This is a genomic window from Dellaglioa sp. CoH-57-MRSF-17 (genome assembly GCF_056782015.1).
The window spans coordinates 57,216-74,248 of the sequence record NZ_JBXAXY010000002.1; the positions used below are offsets into that span (position 1 = coordinate 57,216).

The 17,033-nt window shown below is 33.5% G+C and carries 16 protein-coding genes and 1 other annotated feature; all 16 genes read left to right on the plus strand.

Annotated features, from left to right (window positions below):
- Positions 1-1,477 (plus strand): DNA translocase FtsK (locus AC1RPJ_RS02175; RefSeq protein WP_481762406.1); only part of this gene is annotated, 1,477 nt, incomplete at its 5' end.
- Between the two features lie 69 nt (positions 1,478-1,546).
- Positions 1,547-2,878, plus strand: a complete 1,332-nt coding sequence (murC, locus tag AC1RPJ_RS02180) for a UDP-N-acetylmuramate--L-alanine ligase (protein WP_481761401.1) — start codon at positions 1,547-1,549, stop codon at positions 2,876-2,878.
- 297 nt (positions 2,879-3,175) lie between these two features.
- The gene (locus tag AC1RPJ_RS02185; protein ID WP_481761197.1) at positions 3,176-3,877 is read left to right on the plus strand and encodes a Bax inhibitor-1/YccA family protein; all 702 of its coding nucleotides are present in this window, start codon (positions 3,176-3,178) and stop codon (positions 3,875-3,877) included.
- 152 nt (positions 3,878-4,029) lie between these two features.
- Entirely contained in the window at positions 4,030-6,711 is a 2,682-nt protein-coding gene (gene polA / locus AC1RPJ_RS02190) for a DNA polymerase I (RefSeq protein ID WP_481761198.1), read from the plus strand.
- A 21-nt stretch (positions 6,712-6,732) separates the two neighbouring features.
- On the plus strand, positions 6,733-7,566 hold the full coding sequence (gene mutM / locus AC1RPJ_RS02195) for a DNA-formamidopyrimidine glycosylase (RefSeq protein ID WP_481761199.1): 834 nt from the start codon (positions 6,733-6,735) through the stop codon (positions 7,564-7,566).
- 2 nt (positions 7,567-7,568) lie between these two features.
- Positions 7,569-8,168: a dephospho-CoA kinase gene (gene coaE, locus AC1RPJ_RS02200; protein ID WP_481761200.1), complete on the plus strand. Its 600-nt coding sequence runs from the start codon at positions 7,569-7,571 to the stop codon at positions 8,166-8,168.
- A 32-nt stretch (positions 8,169-8,200) separates the two neighbouring features.
- Positions 8,201-8,689 carry a transcriptional regulator NrdR gene (nrdR, locus tag AC1RPJ_RS02205; RefSeq protein WP_409022693.1) on the plus strand — a complete coding sequence of 163 codons (489 nt, stop codon included), beginning with the start codon at positions 8,201-8,203 and terminating at the stop codon, positions 8,687-8,689.
- A 6-nt stretch (positions 8,690-8,695) separates the two neighbouring features.
- Complete coding sequence (locus tag AC1RPJ_RS02210; protein ID WP_481762173.1) at positions 8,696-10,096, plus strand: replication initiation and membrane attachment family protein; 1,401 nt, start codon at positions 8,696-8,698, stop codon at positions 10,094-10,096.
- Complete coding sequence (gene dnaI, locus AC1RPJ_RS02215; protein ID WP_409022691.1) at positions 10,096-11,034, plus strand: primosomal protein DnaI; 939 nt, start codon at positions 10,096-10,098, stop codon at positions 11,032-11,034. The genes AC1RPJ_RS02210 and dnaI overlap by 1 nt, the downstream gene beginning before the upstream one ends.
- Positions 11,035-11,361: 327 nt before the next feature.
- Positions 11,362-13,308 (plus strand): threonine--tRNA ligase, encoded by a 1,947-nt coding sequence (thrS, locus tag AC1RPJ_RS02220; protein WP_481761202.1) that lies wholly within the window; start codon positions 11,362-11,364, stop codon positions 13,306-13,308.
- Positions 13,309-13,367: 59 nt separating this feature from the next.
- Positions 13,368-13,505, plus strand: a sequence feature (ribosomal protein L20 leader region).
- Positions 13,506-13,561: 56 nt separating this feature from the next.
- On the plus strand, positions 13,562-14,062 hold the full coding sequence (gene infC / locus AC1RPJ_RS02225) for a translation initiation factor IF-3 (RefSeq protein WP_409022689.1): 501 nt from the start codon (positions 13,562-13,564) through the stop codon (positions 14,060-14,062).
- Between the two features lie 25 nt (positions 14,063-14,087).
- Complete coding sequence (gene rpmI / locus AC1RPJ_RS02230) at positions 14,088-14,288, plus strand: 50S ribosomal protein L35 (RefSeq protein ID WP_057973380.1); 201 nt, start codon at positions 14,088-14,090, stop codon at positions 14,286-14,288.
- A gap of 58 nt (positions 14,289-14,346) precedes the next feature.
- Positions 14,347-14,706: a 50S ribosomal protein L20 gene (gene rplT / locus AC1RPJ_RS02235; protein WP_409022688.1), complete on the plus strand. Its 360-nt coding sequence runs from the start codon at positions 14,347-14,349 to the stop codon at positions 14,704-14,706.
- 308 nt (positions 14,707-15,014) lie between these two features.
- The gene (locus AC1RPJ_RS02240; RefSeq protein WP_409022687.1) at positions 15,015-15,548 is read left to right on the plus strand and encodes a YqeG family HAD IIIA-type phosphatase; all 534 of its coding nucleotides are present in this window, start codon (positions 15,015-15,017) and stop codon (positions 15,546-15,548) included.
- Positions 15,541-16,677 (plus strand): ribosome biogenesis GTPase YqeH, encoded by a 1,137-nt coding sequence (gene yqeH, locus AC1RPJ_RS02245; RefSeq protein ID WP_481761203.1) that lies wholly within the window; start codon positions 15,541-15,543, stop codon positions 16,675-16,677. Before AC1RPJ_RS02240 ends, yqeH begins: the two co-directional genes overlap by 8 nt.
- 17 nt (positions 16,678-16,694) lie before the next feature.
- Entirely contained in the window at positions 16,695-17,009 is a 315-nt protein-coding gene (gene yhbY, locus AC1RPJ_RS02250) for a ribosome assembly RNA-binding protein YhbY (protein ID WP_409022685.1), read from the plus strand.
- Positions 17,010-17,033 lie beyond the last annotated feature (24 nt).

Consider the following 17,033-nt stretch of genomic DNA (forward strand, 5'->3'; position numbering starts at 1 on the left):
AGTACAAGATAGCTATTATGATAATCAGTCAGATGAAGAAGTCAAAAGGTCAGATGCAAGTTATCAATTTCCATCACTTGATTTATTACCAGATCCTATTTTAGAAAATGCTGGTGAATTAGATGATTGGGTACTTTCTCAAATTGATGTATTAAATAATACATTGGAAGCATTCCATGTTAATGCAGAAGTTGATGGCTGGACAGTTGGGCCAACGGTGACCCAATTTGAAGTATCATTAGCTGCTGGTGTTAAGGTAAGTAAGATTACCAACCTTGTTGATGACTTGAAACTAGCGCTTGCTGCAAAAGATATCCGTGTAGAGGCGCCAATTCCTGGACGTAGTAGTGTTGGAATTGAAATACCTAATTTAAAATCAAGACCAGTCCTTCTCTCGGAAGTATTGAGATCTCCAGTGTTTATAGAAAATAAATCACCATTGACGGTGGCGTTAGGTGTCGATTTATTTGGTGAAGCACAAGTAACTAACTTACAAAAAATGCCGCATGGATTAATTGCTGGTGCTACAGGGTCTGGTAAGTCAGTTTTTATCAATAGTTTATTAGTTTCTATTTTATATAAGGCAACACCAAACGAAGTTAAATTGTTATTGATTGATCCTAAAGCTGTCGAATTAGCGCCATATCATGATATTCCTCATTTATTAGCACCTGTTATATCAGATGCAAAAGCAGCTTCGGCAGCTTTGAAATGGGCTGTTGATGAAATGGAAGAACGCTATCAAAAATTAGCTGCAGCTGGAGCTAAAAATATTGGTAACTTTAATCAAAAAGCAGAAGCTAATGGCGATTTTGGCCTAAAGATGCCGTATATTTTAATTATTATTGATGAATTAGCTGATTTAATGATGGTTGCTTCAAATGAAGTTCAAGAATATATTGCAAGAATTACACAAAAAGCTAGAGCAGCAGGAATTCATTTAATTCTGGCTACACAACGACCAAGTGTTGATGTTGTTACGGGTACAATTAAAAATAATATTCCAACTCGAATTGCATTTATGGTTTCTAGTCAAATTGACTCGAGAACTATCTTGGATACGGCCGGTGCTGAAAAATTACTTGGACGAGGCGATATGCTCTATCTAGGTAATGGATCAAGTCAGGCTGTTAGGTTACAAGGAACGTATATAGAAGATGAAGTAGATTTAATTACAGATTTTGTTAGAACTCAAGGAAAGCCAAGATATGCATTTAATCCAGATGGACTGAAAAAAATGGCAGATCAAAATGAACAACAAGATGATTTATTGCCAGGTATTTTAGATTTTATTGCGCACGAACAAACCATTTCAACTTCTAAATTACAGCGCGTCTTTTCAATTGGGTATAATAGAGCTGCCAATATTATTGACGAACTTGAAAATCAGCAACATATCTCACATGCTAAGGGGTCGAAACCTCGAGATGTGTATTTAAATGAAGATGAACTCAGACGGATGAGAGAAGAATTTTAACGACAAACTGAATATTAACTCATTTTATGGTAAAATTATGAATGAATAATGTCAGAAAAGGGGATAATGATGAATAACCAAAAAGTATATTATTTTGTAGGAATAAAAGGCTCAGGGATGAGTTCTTTAGCATTAATTTTACACGATCAAGGATTTAAGGTTGAAGGCTCTGATATTGACCAATATACATTCACACAACGTGGATTAGAATTAGCTAATATTAAGGTTTATTCATTTGATGAAAAAAATATCCATGAAGGTTTGACTGTAATTGCGGGAAATGCATTTACAGCGGATCATCCTGAACTTAAAAAGGCACGTGAAATGGGATTAGATATTGTCAGTTATCCTGAAATGTTAAGTCGATTAATGGAAGGTTACACAAGTATTGGTGTTGCCGGCTCTCATGGTAAAACAAGTACAACAGGATTGCTTGCACATGTCTTAAGTGGTATTGCACCAACGAGTTACTTAATTGGGGATGGTACTGGTAAAGGAAAACCTGATGCAAGATTCTTTGTTTATGAAGCAGATGAATACCGTCGACATTTTGTTGCCTATCACCCAGATTATTCAATTATGACTAATATTGATTTTGATCATCCAGATTATTTTACTGGTATTGATGACGTTTTTGATTCATTTGAAACAGTTGCAAAACAAACCAAAAAAGGAATATTTGCTTGGGGAGATGATCCTTTACTCCGTAAAATAAAAGCTGATGTTCCAATTTATTATTATGGTACAAAGGATTCTGATGATTTCCAAGCTCGTGATATAAAACGAACAACTAAAGGTTCTGAATTCGATGTTTATTATCACGATACATCATTAGGTCATTACCAAATTCCAATTTTTGGTGAACATAATATCTTAAATAGTTTGGCCGTTATTGCTGTTTCGTATTTTGAAAAAGTTGATTTAGAAGAAATTGCAAGTGAATTATTAAGTTTTAAAGGGGTTAAACGCCGGTTTAGCGAAAAGTATATTGGTGATATGACAATTATTGATGATTACGCACATCATCCATCAGAAATTAAAGCAACAATTGATGCTGCTCGTCAAAAATATCCTGATAAAGAATTAATTGCGGTCTTCCAACCACATACGTTTAGTAGAACTATTGCGTTGATGGATGATTTTGCAATTAGTTTGAATCTTGCCGATAAGGTTTATTTAACGGATATTTTCAGTTCTGCTCGTGAAACATCAGGTAATGTTTCTAGTGAAGATCTTGGTGCAAAGATTGTTAAGGGTGGCGAGATTATCAAACTTGATAATCTTTCGCCATTACTTGATTACAATAATGCAGTTGTTATTTTTATGGGCGCTGGAGATGTCCAAAAATATGAATATGCATATGAAGAATTATTGAGTAATTTAAGTTTTAAAAATAATTAGTTGCTGAAAAAGAAATGATTTTCGAATCATTTCTTTTTTATTACTTAATTTTTTTTTACGAAAAGTGAAAATTCTTGATAATTTTACATGATTTGGTACACTTGTCCTTATACATACAAGGGGTTATCCTTTAAAAAGGTTAATGCTGTATGAGGTTAAAAGTCATGTTGTATTCTGATTAAAATAAGTAGTATTGCTCTAACTTATTTCATTTTATTAAATTAGTTGTAATAGGTTTTAGTGTATTAATCACAATATTTTAAACATGATTTCTTAATTAACAAGGAGGAAAATAAGATGGATAATCAAAATAGCGTTATTATTAATGAAAAAGATGGATTAAATCATTTTTTAGCAAAATTATATGGGTATATGGCGCTTGCAGTTGGCGTTTCAGCTGTCACAGCATTTTTAACATTGACAGTATTTCAAAAATTAGTTTATGGCTTTATGGCAGAACATTCATGGTCAATTTGGGCATTATTTATTGTCCAATTGGTGGTTGTCTTAAATATTAACGTAAAGGCATCAAGGGCACCATTTGTAACATTTGCTTTATTGATGGGGTATTCTGTACTTGAGGGCGTAACGTTGTCGTTGATTATATCAATGTATTCAGTCGGGAATATCATTGCTGCATTTGCCGCAAGTTCGGCTGTATTCGTTACGATGACCATTTTAGGAAATGTTACTAAACGAGATTTAACTAAATTAGGCACACAGGCATTAGCAGCTTTGGTTGGACTAATTGTTGCTTCATTTGTAAATTTATTCTTACAAAGTGAACTTATTAATTACGTATTCTCATATATCGCTGTGATTATTTTCACCATTTTAACAGCGTGGGACACACAAAAATTAAGACAAGTATTTTTACAACGAGATAGCAATGTTTCAGTTTCTAACTTAGCTATGACAGGTGCACTAATGTTATATCTTGATTTTATTAATTTATTCATTTCATTCTTACAAATCTTTGGTTACGGTGGTAGAGATTAGTAATTCATAAATAAGAAGGTTAAACCTCCAAGTTAAGGATTTATAACTTGGGGGTTTTTATTACTTTATTGAGTTATTAGCGTATTCATTATTAATCACGGCTGATGTTTGGTAAAATAGAGATAGAGATTTTCAAAGGAGACGGATATTAAATGACTAATACTAATGAGAAACTACTATTGATTGATGGAAACAGTATTGCCTATCGTGCATTTTTTGCATTGTACCAATCTGTAGATAGATTTACAAACCAAGCTGGGTTACATACAAATGCATTATATGGGTTTAATAATATGTTGAATGTCATATTAGATACCGAAAAACCGACACATGTATTAGTTGCATTTGATGCAGGAAAGACAACATTTAGAACTAAAAAATATGATAATTACAAGGCCGGTAGATCAAAAACACCGCCAGAACTAAAAGAACAAATGCCATATTTTAGAGAATTACTAGCAGGATACGGCATTAAAACTTACGAATTAATTGATTTTGAAGCAGATGACATTATAGGCACAATGGCAAAAAAAGGTGAAGAAGCTGGATATAATGTGACTATTGTGACTGGAGATCGAGATTTAACACAATTAACAACCGATAAAGTAACAGTTTCTGTCACAAAAAAAGGCGTTAGTGAAATCGAAAAATTTACACCAGAGCATGTAATGGAAAAATTTGGATTAACACCATTGCAAATTATTGATATGAAGGGATTAGTTGGCGATACGTCAGATAATTATCCCGGTGTTACTAAAGTTGGTGAGAAGACTGCAATTAAATTATTAACAGAATATGACTCAATGGAGAATCTTTACGAAAATATTGATCAATTAAAGAAAAGTAAAATGAAAGAGCATTTAATTGAAGATAAAGATCAAGCATTTATGAGCAAAGATTTAGCCAGAATTCGACAAGATGCACCTATCACAATCGATTTTCCTGATACAAAATGGGATGGAAAAGACTTAGATAAGTTAGTTGCTTTCTATGAAAAAATGGATTTTAAAAAATTTTTAAGTCAATTAAATTTAAATTCAGCATCAGATAGTGTAGAAATGAATTTATTTCCAGAACCTAAAAAGACAGATTATAAAGTATTAACTAGTGATAATTTAGATGAATTATCTAAATTATCACAACCAATTTCTTTTTATTTAGAGATGTTGGAAGATAATTATCATACAGCAGATTTTGATGGATTTGCGATAGGTGATGGCAATCAATTTTTCGTAACACGAGATGTTGATTTGTTAAAATCTAAAACTTTAGTTTCAATTCTTTCAAATGATAAAATTAAAAAGAATGTATTTAATTTTAAACGTAATTATGTAGCATTGAACCGATTGGACATTCAACTTGCAGGAACTGAATTCGATCTTTTGTTGGCTTCATATTTGTTAGATACAAGTGATAATAGTAATGATCTTAGTAAAGTTGCACAGAAACATGATTACTATGACGTTAAGTCTGATGAAGAGGTATATGGTAAAGGCGTTAAACGTGCAATTCCAGAAGATGATGATATTTTCTTTAGTCATATGGCATCGAAAGTTGACGCCTTAAATCTTTTGAAAGAACCATTAATGGCCGGATTAGTTGATCATGAGCAAATGGATTTGTACACGGATATGGAACTTCCTCTTTCACTTGTATTAGCCAAGATGGAAATTCAAGGCATTAATGTGGATGCCGATAGATTGAAGATTATGAAAAAGGAATTTTCAACTATTTTAAGTGATATGGAAACTAAAATTTATAGTGAAGCTGGTGAAGAATTTAATATTAATTCACCAAAACAATTAGGCGTTATTTTATTTGAAAAATTAAAATTACCTGTTGTTAAAAAAACTAAAACAGGTTACTCAACTGCAGTTGATGTTTTAGAACAACTTAGTACAATAGCTCCAATTGCAGATTTAATTTTAAAATATCGACAAATTGCAAAAATTCAATCAACGTATGTTGAAGGATTATTAAAAGTTAGACATGAAGATAAGAAAGTTCATACAAGATACCTACAAACACTGACAGCGACAGGCCGATTATCATCTGTAGATCCTAATCTACAAAATATTCCGGTCCGCGTTCCTGAAGGTAAGAAAATTAGACAAGCATTTATACCTGAACATAAGGGATGGAAAATATTCTCATCTGACTATTCACAAATTGAGTTGCGTGTTTTGGCCCATATTGCGCATGATGCTAATATGCAAGAAGCTTTTAAAGAAGGAATCGATATCCATGCTAATACAGCAATGAAAATTTTTAGTTTAGAATCGCCAGATGACGTGACGTCAAATATGCGTCGAACAGCTAAGGCAGTCAATTTTGGGATTGTTTATGGTATTAGTGATTATGGATTGTCACAAAATATTGGGATTACTAGAAAACAAGCACAAACATTTATTGATACTTATTTAAATGAATTTACAGGCGTTAAGAACTACATGGAAAGCGTTGTGCGTGAAGCTAAAGATAAGGGCTATGTTGAAACATTATTCCATCGTCGTCGTTATTTACCAGATATTAACAGTCGAAACTTTAATTTACGTTCTTTTGCTGAAAGAACTGCAATGAATACCCCAATTCAAGGTAGTGCTGCGGATATTATTAAAGTAGCGATGATTAATATGAACAAAATGTTAGAAGAAGAACATTTACAAGCCAAAATGTTATTACAAGTACATGATGAATTAATTTTTGAAGCACCTGAAGAAGAAATTGCTATCTTGCAAAAGAAAGTTCCTGAAGTTATGGACGCTGCTGTTTCTTTAGAGGTTCCTTTAAAAGTTGAGAGTGCGTTTGGTGATAGTTGGTTTGATACTAAATAAAAAGTGGTTGGGGGTAATTATATGCCAGAATTACCAGAAGTTGAAACGGTTCGAAGAGGTCTTAGTCAATTAGTTATAGGTAAGACAATTAAATCAATTGATGTTTTATGGCCTAAAATTGTATCTGGGGATGTACTAGATTTTAAGCGTGAATTAGAAGGTAGAAAGATTGAATCAATCGATAGACTGGGTAAATACTTACTTTTTCGTTTTGATAGTAAAATGACAATGGTTTCTCATTTAAGAATGGAAGGCAAATATTTTGTCCGTGGATCAGATGAACCAATTGAAAAACATTCCCACGTCATATTTCATTTAACTGATGGGCAAGATTTAAGATACAATGATGTTCGTAAGTTTGGACGCATGCAACTAATCCCCACAGGTCGAGAACGTGAACTTTCGGGACTTAAGAAGCTAGGACCAGAACCGACAGAAGATGATTTTAAGCTCAGTTATTTCAAAAAATATTTATCTCGTAAGCATATGGCAATCAAGCCTGTGTTATTAAATCAAGAAGCGGTTGCTGGTCTTGGAAATATTTATGTTGATGAAGTTTTATGGATGAGTAAAATTAATCCGGAACAGCCAGCAAATTTAATTTCTGATAGGAAATTAGCTATATTACGTAAAAATATTATTCTTGAGCTAGCCACTGCGGTACAAGCTGGTGGAACAACAATTAGATCCTATACGGGTGCGTTTGGTGAGACGGGTTTGTTCCAATTTGATTTGAATGTCTATGGTCAAACAGGAAAACCATGTCCTAGATGCGGAGCGCCTATTGTTAAAATAAAAGTGGCACAACGAGGGACACACTACTGTCCACATTGCCAACCGTTAAAGGAAGTTTAAAAATGACTTATATTCTTGGACTAACTGGTGGCATAGCAACAGGTAAATCAACAGTTAGTCGTATTTTTAGAGAAGAAAATATCACAGTTATTGATGCAGACGTTATTGCGAGACAAGCTGTTGAACCAGAATCTGTAACATTAAAAATAATCATTCAAACATTTGGTGAAAAATATTTATCATTAACCGGGAATTTGAATCGAAAAGAGTTAGGTCAGCTAGTTTTTAATGATGCAACAGAGTTAAAAAAATTGAACGGCATTATGGTTCCTGCTATTAGAAAAGAAATCTTGTCACAAATAGAAGTCCAAAAAAAATTAGGTAGCCAGTTAATTATTTTGGATATGCCTTTATTATTTGAGCAAAACTACCAATTACTTTGTGATGCAGTAATGGTTATCTATGTACCTGAAACAGCACAATTAGAACGTTTAATGAAGCGGGATGAATTGTCTTTAGATGAGGCGATGTTAAGGGTTAAAGCACAATGGCCCATTCAAAAGAAAAAAGATTTAGCAGATTTTGTAATAGATAATTCAACAACGGTTGCCGTTACAAGGGTTCAAGTGCTAAACTGGCTTAGTAATCAAATTAATGGTTAAATAATGTAAATAAAAAATAATGAGGTGTCACAATGAAATGTCCACATTGCCAACATAATGGCTCTCGAGTCGTTGACAGTCGACCAACAGATGAAGGTCGCGTTATCAGACGACGTCGTGAATGTGAAAATTGTGAATTTAGATTCACAACATTTGAACGAGTTGAAGCTACACCACTACTTGTTATTAAAAAAAATGGAACACGTGAAGAATTTAATCGTGAAAAGATTCTTAAAGGTATTATCAGTTCTGCTGAGAAAAGACCAGTTTCAATGAAAGCTATCACTCATCTTGTGGATCAAGTGGAAAATAATGTTAGAGCATTAGGTGAAAATGAAATTTCTAGCCAACTAATTGGTGAATATGTTATGGGATTATTGGCTGATGTAGATGAAATTGCGTACATTAGATTTGCTAGTGTTTATCGCCAATTTAAAGATATGAGTGTTTTCTTAAAAGAATTAAATGAAATGATGGCTCGTGATAAAACACCTACAGATAAACCGGATTTGAAGGAATGATAATCAATGATTGATATATGCGGAAATATGAGTCCGAAAGACGGTTATGTCGTTTTAATGGATGAAAAAGTTACAAATGATGATATTGAACGACTAGACTACTTGTATCAACCTGTTATGGGTGTGATTGCGAGTGGTCTATTTGCTCTATTGAAAGGTGAGGCAGGTCAAAATCCACAATTATCTAATCGAAAGATGCATAGTGAATTACTTGCATTACTAAATATTGACATAGCAATGTTTTATGAAGCAAGAAGTGCCCTTGAAGCTTTAGGGCTTTTGAAGAGCTTTGAAAAAGAGGATGCAATAGGAAAAGTTGTTGTCTATCAATTGCGTCGACCTTTGCAAGCAACTGATTTTTTTACAGATGATTTACTAAGCACTTTACTCTGGGAATCGATTGGTGATGGTAGGTACAAAGAAATTACCACTCGATTTGCGTTACCAATTTTAAAATTAGATGGCTTCAAAGAAACATCTAAAAGTTTCTTAGATGTTTTCCAAGTTAATCAAGATCATTTGTCTAATAAACCTGATATTATTTCTGAAAGTAAAAAAGTTTTTTCAACGGACAAGAAGATACCGAAAAAGTTAGTTGAGTCAGGTAGTATTGAGTCATTTGATTTTAAATTTTTTATTGAACTACTGGAAAAGAGTTTCGTTTCTTTGGATAATATCAATGAACAGCGGGATTTAATTATTTCAGAGCATCTCTTGTATGGTATTGATGAAATCGAAATGGCCCAATTTATTGGAGATTCAGCTGACTTATCAACAAATGAAGTTGATTATAATTCATTCAAGCAACATATTGCTCACAAATATAATCAACAAATTAAACTGAAAAAACAAGAAGATTTAACAAGTAGTGATAATAAAAAGGTTAATATGAAATCTGTTGAAACGCTAAAAAAAGTTGGTTTTTCTGAAGAGGATTCGCAGTTAATTCTTGCGAGTGAAGCCTATAAACCTTTTGATTTTTTGAAATCGTTAAAAGAAAGCAAGGGTGGATATGTCACTGACAGTGAAGCATATCTGTTACAGCAACTTATTCAACGACAGATATTTTCTAATTCAGTCATTAATATTCTGATTCATTACATTTTGATTGACCGTGATTTATCAACACTTAATAAATCGTTTGTCGATACTATGGCTAATGATTGGTCACAGCAAAAAGTGAAGACACCTGAAGAAGCCATTAATCAGGTTCGACAATTTAACAATAAAAAGACTGAAACTAAGGCGTCAAACCAACGACAAAGAAAAATAATTAAAAAAGAGACATTGCCTGATTGGGCTAAAGATGACTATCAAGCACCAAAAGTGGATGTAAAAGTTGATAAGGATGAACTAAAAAGACAACTTGCTGAATTTAATAAAACAGCACCCAAAGGAGGAAAATGATGGAAGATTTAGGGACAGAAATCAAAAAATTTCTTGAAAAGGACAACCTGAGTGAAAGATATCCTAATGTTAATTATCGTGATTTAATGAGAAAAGTTTATGAAGATTCAGATGTCATCGCTTTTTTAGATAGAAATAAAGCTGAATTAACAGAGGATAGTATTCGACGCGCTGATGCAAAATTGTATGAATTCTTATCTGAAAAAAATAAAATTATTCTTGGTAAAGGAATGATAGCACCAGGTTATAAGCCACAATTGGTTTTGAATAATCATATGATTGATGTTTCCTATGTACCAACAGATTCTTTTATCGAGGCTCAAAAAAGTAGAGCATTAGCTAAGCGAGTTAAATCAATGAGTATGTCTAAAGATATCAAAAACGCGACTATGAATGGCTTTGATATGGATGAACGTGGGGATGCACTTAGCCAGAGTTTAAAATTTATAACAACATTTGTTGATAGTCCTAAATCTTATCACCAAGCAATGTATTTTTATGGTAGCTTTGGCGTTGGTAAAACATATCTTTTAGGTGCTATGGCCAATGAATTAGCAAGTCGAGGATACCAAACGACTTTAATGCATTTCCCTAGTTTTGCAGTTGAAATTAAAAATGCTATTAGTGATAATCGTGTTTATGACATGCTAAATGCTGTTAAAAAATCTGAAATTTTAATGATTGATGATATTGGTGCCGATGCAATGTCTAGTTGGGTTCGTGATGATATTTTAGGTGTTATTTTACAATATCGCATGCAAGAAGAATTACCAACTTTCTTTAGTTCTAATTTTTCGATGAAACAACTAGAAGATGAGCATTTACGTATTAGTCAAAAGGGTGAAGACGAGCCTCTTAAGGCAAAAAGAATTATGGAACGAATTCACTTTTTAGCAAAAGAAGTTAAGATTGTTGGAAAAAATCGTCGACCTAAATAAGAATAATAGTTGCTAAATTTCACTAAAAATGGTTAAATAGTTATTAAATTGATACGGAAGATTACATTCTTTTTTTATGTCCGCAGGGAGGGAAAGCATAGCTGAAAGCTTTTCTGGCAGAGAATAAGTGATGACCACTTCCATAATGTTGCCTGATTTTTATCAGGTCGGATTGGATCCGTTAAAATCTATGGAGAAAGTTTTGTTTCGGCAAAACTTTGAATTTGGGTGGAACCACGTTAATCGACGTCCCTAATACACGATTTTATTTGTGTATTAGGGACTTTTTTTGTATCAAAAAATATTAAAACAATGGAGGAAGTTAACATGTCAAAAATAAATATTACATTTCCAGATGGCGCAGTTAAAGAGTTTGATTCAGGTATTACGACTGAAGACGTTGCAAAGTCAATTAGTCCTAGTTTAGCTAAAAAATCAATTGCCGGTAAATTCAATGGTGTTTTGGTTGATTATCTTCGTCCATTAGAGGCAGACGGCGCTATCGAAATTGTTACTAAAGAATCTGCAGACGGATTAATCGTTTTATGGCATACAGCTGCTCAAGTTTTAGCTAATGCGTTACAACAATTATACCCAGGTATGAAATTTGGTATGAGTTCTGATATTGAAAATGGTTTCTATTTTGATACAGATAATGGTGAAACACAAGTTAGCGTTGATGATTTGAAGAAAATTCAAGATAAGATGAAATCAATTGTTAAAGAAAATTTGAAAATTGAACGTCAATTAGTTTCAAAAGCTGAAGCTCTTGAATTATTTGCTGGTGACCCATATCGTGCTGAATTAGTAGTTGAAGCTACTGATGAAAATGGACAAGTTGAAATTTACAAACAAGGTGAATTCGTTAACTTAAGCGATGGCGCACAATTACGCTCAACTGCTGATGTTAAAATTTTCCAATTATTATCAGTTGCTGGTGCATATTGGCAAGGTAAATCAAGTAATCCGATGTTACAACGTGTTTATGGTACAGCGTTCTTTAAACAAAAAGATTTAGATGCTGAATTAGTTCGTCGTCAAGAAGCACGTGAACGCGATCATCGAGTAATTGGTAATGACTTAGATTTATTCTTTGTAGATCCAAAAGTTGGTGCAGGATTACCATACTGGTTACCTAATGGTGCTACAATTCGTCGTACGATTGAACGCTACATTGTTGATAAGGAAGTTTCAAATGGTTATGATCATGTTTACACACCAATCTTAGCCAACTTGGATTTATATAAAACTTCTGGTCATTGGGACCATTATCGCGAAGACATGTTCCCACCAATGGACATGGGTGATGGCGAAGAGTTAGAGTTACGTCCAATGAACTGTCCTTCACATATTCAAGTTTACAAGCATCATATTCGTTCATATCGTGATCTTCCTATCAGAATTGCTGAATTAGGAATGATGCATCGTTATGAAAAATCAGGTGCACTTTCTGGTTTACAACGTGTACGTGAAATGACATTAAATGATGGTCATACTTTCGTTGCTCCTGATCAAATTCAAGAAGAATTTAAAAGCGTCCTTCGTTTAATGATGGAAGTTTATGATGACTTTGGGATTGCTGACTATTCATTCCGTTTGAGCTATCGTGATCCAGCTAACACAGAGAAATACTTTGATGATAATGAAATGTGGACAAAATCACAAAGTATGTTAAAAGGTGCTATGGATGATTTAGGCTTAGATTACTACGAAGCTGAAGGAGAAGCAGCATTTTACGGTCCTAAATTAGATGTTCAAACAAAAACAGCGTTAGGAAATGATGAAACGTTATCAACAATTCAATTAGATTTCATGATGCCTGAAAAATTTGAATTATCATACATCGGTGATGATGGTGAAGAACACCGTCCTGTTATGATTCATCGTGGACTTGTTTCAACGATGGAACGTTTTACAGCTTACTTAACAGAAATGTACAAAGGAGCATTCCCAACTTGGTTGGCTCCTAAACAGGTAACAATTATTCCTGTTAAAAACGATCTTCATGCCGATTATGCGCATGATTTACGTGCTAACTTAGTTGCTCGTGGTGTACGAGTAACGGTTGATGAACGTAACGAAAAGATGGGTTATAAGATGCGTCAAGCGCAAGTTACTAAAGTACCTTATATTTTAGTTGTCGGTGATAATGAAGTAGCTGAAAATACAGTTTCTGTTCGTCGACATGGTGAAGATGATTCAAATATCTTTACAAAAGAAGATTTTATTAACAACATTACAAAAGAAATTGCCAACTATAGTCGTAAAGCATAAAAAAGACTCATTTTAATTTGCTTGACAATGAGTCTTCAAGTTGGTATGATATAAAAGTTAAGAAAAAGCAGAGGCTCCCGCTTCTCGCCTGAAGAGACAAAGAGTCTCTGGGCAGAATATTATTGAAATTAAATTCCAATTAAAATGGATTTCAAGCGGGCTGCGATAATTTATTATTGTTGCCCGTTTTTCTGTGTTTTTTCTCAAAAAAATTTGGAGGTGCATTGCCATAGCAGTTGATAAAGTAGACAAAATGGTCAATGAAGGTATCCGCGCATCGGAACTTCGTTTGATCGGTGATGATGGCGAACAACTTGGTGTTAAAACGAAACAAGAAGCACTAGATATGGCAGAAATTGCTAATTTAGATGTTGTTGTTGTTGCCGCTAACTCAAAACCACCTGTTGCTAAGATTATGGATTACGGGAAGTACCGTTTCGAATTACAAAAGAAACAAAGAGAAGCCCGTAAAAACCAAAAGATTGTTAATGTTAAAGAAGTTAGACTTAGTCCAACGATTGATATTAACGATTTCAATACAAAATTGAAAAATGCCTCAAAATTCCTTGCAAAAGGTGATAAGGTTAAAGTATCAATTAGATTTAAAGGCCGTGCAATTACGCATAAAGAAATCGGACGTGATGTCTTGAATCGCTTCGCTGACGCAGCTAAAGAAGTTGCATCAGTTGAATCAAGAGCGAAGATGGATGGACGTAGTATGTTCATGATGCTTGCACCTAAGGCTGAAAAGTAAAGCTATATTAGGAGGATATTAGATTATGCCAAAACAAAAGACTCATCGTGCATCAGCAAAACGTTTTAAACGTACAGGAAATGGTGGCTTAAAACGCTCTAAAGCATATACAAGTCATCGTATGCATGGTAAAACTAAGAAACAACGTCGTCAATTAAGCAAATCAACTACAGTGTCAGCATCAGATAACAAGCGTATCAAACAAATGCTTTCACAAATGAAATAATAAATATAAATTAGACAATTGATGCCATTTTTAAATGGCTCAATAAGGAGGAATTTTCATGCCACGAGTTAAAGGTGGAACCGTTACACGTCAACGTCGCAAAAGAATGCTTAAATTAGCAAAAGGTTACCGTGGATCAAAACATATCCAATTTAAGGTAGCTAAACAACAAGTAATGAAATCGTACCAATATTCATTCCGTGATCGCCATCAAACAAAACGTAACTTCCGTCGTCTATGGATTGCACGTATTAACGCTGCAGCACGTATGAATGGTTTAAGTTACAGCAAGATGATGCATGGCTTGAAATTAGCTGAAATTGAAGTTAACCGTAAAATGTTAGCTGAATTAGCTGTTAAAGATTCAGCAGCATTTGCTGCTGTTGCAGAAGAAGCTAAAAAAGCATTAAGTAAATAATAACTTTTAAGAGGATACTTGACCAATTGTCAAGTATCCTCTTTTTTTAATAAAATTTCTGTAAATAAGTTAAGTATGTTATTTTTAGTGAAATCAAAAAAATTTTATGTGATATCAATGATTATGGTCTATGTAACTAATAAGACAAAATATAATCTTAAAAAGAGCAATATAAAATTGAAATAACTCGTTTCTATTATTTTAAAATGAGAAAATAAAATTAATTTCATTTGTTTTCATGGAAAACATGCAATTTTGTTGAAAGTACATTATACTTAGATTATTATTCTAAAATTGAGGTAGCTAACATGCTTGAGAGATATAAACCAACTTGGATGGTTGAATCAATTTATGATTTAACACCAGAGGATTTACAAAATCATGGAATTAAAGTTGTTATGACTGATTTAGACAATACATTAATTGCATGGGATAACCCAAACGGAACCCCAGAATTGAAGAATTGGTTAGAGCTTATAGCTGCGGCTTCAATTCCAGTGATTGTTGTATCTAACAATAGTCACGAACGTATTGAAAAGGCACTGGAACATATTGGATTACCATTTGTTTCCAGAGCTCTAAAACCATTTACAAAAGGAATTAACCAAGTTAAAAATGAATTTAAGATGAATAATCAAGATTTAGTTTTAATAGGTGATCAATTGATGACTGATATTGCTGCTGCGAATAATGCGGGCATTAAAAGTATATTGGTTAAACCACTTGTTGAATCAGACGCTTGGAATACAAAACCTAATCGTTTCATTGAAAAAAGAATTAAAAATCACTTAATTAAAAAACACGATTTTAAAACTAAATGGGGGAATTCATTGGATGACTGACATAATTGAAGTACCAGAAATTGACGAAGATCTTTTTTGTATTGGCTGTGGCTCAAAAATTCAAAGTGAAGAAGTAGATGAATTAGGCTATACACCTAAATCCGCAGTAAAAAAAGGACTTGAAACAAATGAACTATATTGCCAAAGATGTTTTAGACTACGACATTACAATGAAATTGCTGACGTTAAGTTAACTGATGATGATTTCCTAAAATTATTGAATCAAATTGGTAGTGCTGATGCATTAATCGTCAACGTTATTGATATTTTTGATTTTAATGGTAGTCTAATTCCTGGATTACATCGATTTGTGGGTGATAATCCTGTTTTAATGGTTGGAAATAAAGCTGATTTATTGCCTAAGTCATTGAGACGTTCGAAGTTAAAGGATTGGATGAGACAACAAGCTAATTTACAAGGATTACGACCAATTGATGTTGCATTGACAAGTGCAACAAAAAACTTTGCGATTGATGAATTATTAGAATTAATTGAAAAGTATCGTGAAGGCCGTGATGTGTACGTTGTTGGAGTAACTAATGTTGGTAAATCAACATTGATTAATCAAATCATTAAACAAAGAACAGGTGTCCAAGACCTGATTACAACTTCAAGATTCCCAGGAACTACGCTTGATAAGATTGAAATTCCATTGGACGATGATCGAGCTTTAATTGATACACCAGGTATTATTCATCAAGACCAGATGGCTCATTATCTATCAGGTAAGGCGCTAAGATTAGTTTCTCCTCAAAAAGAAATTAAACAACGCGTCTATCAGTTAAATGAAAACCAAACATTATTCTTTGGGGCTGTTGCAAGATTTGATTACATTTCAGGGGGAACTCCTGGTGTTGTCGTTTATCTTGATAATGATTTAATGATTCATAGAACAAAAACTGAGACTGCAAGTGAATTTTATGAGAAACATGCTGGTGGTTTATTAAATCCACCAACAGATGATGAAATGAACGACTTCCCAGAATTAGTTCGTTTTGAATTTAAAGCAACACAAAAAAGTGATTTAGTTTTTGCCGGACTTGGATGGGTAACCATTAATGAGGGTGCTAAAGTCGCTGGCTGGGCACCAAAAGGTGTTTCGGTTCTTTTACGTAAAGCAATGATATAAGAGGAGTTAACTAACATATGACATTAAGAGGCAAACAAAAAAGATATCTACGCAGTCAGGCACATCATTTACGTCCACTTTTCCAAGTTGGAAAAGAAGGCGTGTCTACTAACTGGTTAAACCAAATTCGCGAAGCAATTGAAAAACGCGAATTAATCAAAATTAACATGCTACAAAATGCAACAATTGATACAAATGAAGTTCGTATTTTTATTGAATCTAATAGTTCAATTCAAGTTGTTCAAGTGATTGGTCATACATTAGTGCTTTATCAAGCAGCAACAGATGTCGAAAATCGAGATATCTCTGACAAAGTTAATTTACTCGCTTAATTTAAAATTTTGAGGAGGTTTTTA